Genomic DNA, 2,573 nt, shown 5'->3' with positions numbered 1-2,573 from the left:
CGGGTCTGTTTCAGCGCCGCCTCCTGCCAGCCCGCGGCGAAGTCGGTCGTGCCCCACGGCCCGCGCCAGCCATGGCGGCGATCGTAGTTTTCGAGTCCCCGCATCAGGGCGTTGCGCGCCGCCGACTGCAGCTCGGGGTCCAGCGTCGTGCGCATATAATAGCCGCCGCGGTTGATCTCCTCGCGCCCGAACTGGGCGATGGCCCGGCGGCGGGCCTCCTCGACGAAGAAGTCGGCGTCGGCGTACTGGGCCCGGCGCGGCGCGTCCTGGGTCGTCAGCGGCCGGGCCAGCGCCGTGGCCAGCTCTTCCTCGGTAATGAAGCCGCTCTGCTCCATCTCGCCCAGCACCCAGTCACGACGACCCTTGGCCGCTTCGGGATGGCGCTTGGGATGATAGTTGTTCGGCCCCTTGGGCAGGGCCGCCAGGAAGGCCGCCTCGTCCGGGGTCAGCTGCTCCAGCGACTTGCCGAAATAGTTGTAGGCCGCGGCCGCCACGCCGAACGAGCGATAGCCGAGGTAGATCTCGTTCAGATACAGCTCGAGAATCTGCGGCTTGGTCAGGGTCGCTTCCAGCCGGTTGGCGAGGATGGCTTCCTTGACCTTGCGGTTGACGCTGGTCTCGTTGGTCAGCAGCACGTTCTTGGCGACCTGCTGGGTGATGGTCGAGCCGCCCTCCAGCCGCCGGCCCGTGGCGGCGTTGAACACGTTCTTGAACATGGCCCGGCCCAGGCCCGAGACGTCGACCCCGCCGTGGCTGAAGAAATTGCGGTCTTCGGCGGCGAGGAAGGCCTGCACCACCCCCTCGGGGATCTGCTCGTACGACACATAGATGCGCCGCTCGTCCGAGAATTCGCCGATCAGGGTGCCGTCGCCGGCATAGACGCGCGTCGCCGTCGCCGGCCGATAGTCGGCCAGATCCGAGGCGTCAGGCAGGGCGTGGAACAGCCAGGCGGCGTAGATCGCCACGATCATGCCCACCAGCGCGATCGCGGCCAGCAGGCCGACGCCCGCCATCACGAACCAGCGTTCGGCAATCTTCACTTGGTACTCCGAATGACGCGCCCGGGCCGCTGGTTTAGCCCGCGCCGGGGGCATCGGCTAGAGCCCCCGTCGCCGCCCCCGCCCGACGGTCCAGTTCCTGTCGCGCCGCGGCCACGACGGCGGCCTCCACGCCTCCCGTGACAGCGGGCCGCAGCCCCGCGCCCGCCGGGCCCCGCCGCAACCGGGGCGTACAGAGCCCTCCTCGAAGACAGGGGGCTCGCCGACCTGCTGGAGGACCGATCGCCCGGCCTCAGCGGCTAAAGGCCGCCATCTGCGTGGCCGCGCCCGAGGTCGGATGCTCCCATCCCAGCGCCTCGAACTCGACCTCATAGCCCGCCCGCGCGGCGACGCCGGCCGCCCAGCGCTGGAACCGTTCGCGCCCCCATTCGAAGCGGTGGTCCCAGTGACGGCGGCGGCCCCGCGGCACGCCGAGATAGTCGTTGGCGTCGGCGTTCGGCGTGGTGATCAGCACCTGGCGCGGCCGCCAGGCGCGGAACACGGCGATCTCCAGCTTCGACAGCTCGTCCGGCTCGATATGCTCGATGACCTCCAGCAGCACCGCCGCGTCCAGACGGCCGAGGTCGAGGCGGCCGTCCATCAGCGAGCCCTGCACCGTCTCGACCCTGAGCCGCTCGTCCGCCGCGAAGCGCGCCTTGATCGCCGCCAGTGGCGCGGCGTCCAGGTCAACCGCCACCGCCTCGGTCACGGCGGTGCGCCCGGACAGGTGATCCAGCAGGGCCCCGCGGCCACAGCCCAGATCGGCGATCCGGCGCGCGCCGCTGTCGGCCAGCCGGGCCAGCACGGCCTCGAGCCGCTCTGCGTGAAGCGTGGTCGGGGCCGCCGGCGTCTTGTCGGGCGTCATCTCGATCTCCGTCCCGGCGGACGGGGCGTCCGCTCAGGGCTGGCCGGCGGCTCCGGCCGAGGCGGCCATCTGCAGCTCGCCCGCAGGCTCGCGGAAATAGCGGTCGATACCCTCGGCCACGGCGCGCATCAACCGGCGCCGCGCGCGGGCGTCATTGAGCAGCCGCTCGTCCTCGGGATTGGTGATGAAGCCCATCTCCAGCAGCACCGCCGGCACGTCGGGGGCCAGCAGCACAGCCAGGCCGGCGTCGCGGTGGCTGCGGCGCAGCAGCGGATGGTCGGCCCCCTCCAGCTCGCCCAGCAGGGTCCGCGCCAGCTGGGCCGAGCGGTTCTGGGTGGCGCGCTGGGTCATGTCCAGCAGGATGCGGTCCACCGACGGGTCGCGCCCCGGCAGGTTCAGGCTGCGGTGCCAGTTGTCACCGCGGGTGAATTCGCGCACCGCCCGGCCGGCGCCCTGTTCCGACAGGGTGTAGACGCTGGCCCCGCGCGTGGCCGGATCGGCCCCGGCGTCGGCGTGCAGGCTGATGAACAGGTCGGCCCCCGCCTGGCGGGCGATGGCCACGCGGCGGTCCAGGCCGACGTAGGCGTCGCCATCCCGGGTCATCCGCACCCGGTAGCGGCCGGTGCGCTCCAGCTCCTGTTTCAGAGCCTGGGCGGCGGCCAGGGTCACGG

Annotated in this window: 3 protein-coding genes; all 3 read right to left on the bottom strand. The window is 72.0% G+C overall.

The annotated features are described in order from the left end of the window. On the bottom strand, window positions 1-1,094 hold a 1,094-nt coding region (locus RDU12_RS14830; RefSeq protein WP_374990233.1), incomplete at its 3' end, for a transglycosylase domain-containing protein. Between the two features lie 196 nt (window positions 1,095-1,290). Next, window positions 1,291-1,902 carry a methyltransferase domain-containing protein gene (locus RDU12_RS14825; protein ID WP_308685399.1) on the bottom strand — a complete coding sequence of 204 codons (612 nt, stop codon included), beginning with the start codon at window positions 1,900-1,902 and terminating at the stop codon, window positions 1,291-1,293. A 33-nt stretch (window positions 1,903-1,935) separates the two neighbouring features. Continuing rightward, window positions 1,936-2,573 (bottom strand): N-acetylmuramoyl-L-alanine amidase (locus RDU12_RS14820; protein ID WP_308685397.1); only part of this gene is annotated, 638 nt, incomplete at its 5' end.

Source organism: Brevundimonas sp. (assembly GCF_031082345.1).
GTDB lineage: Bacteria > Pseudomonadota > Alphaproteobacteria > Caulobacterales > Caulobacteraceae > Brevundimonas.
The sequence above is the reverse complement of the archived record's forward strand: the minus strand, read 5'-3'. Positions and strand labels throughout refer to the sequence as shown.

Coding starts and splice junctions, on each gene's coding strand:
- RDU12_RS14825 (WP_308685399.1), bottom strand. CDS start 1,902: ATGACGCCCGACAAGACGCCGGCGGCCCCGACCACGCTTCACGCAGAG.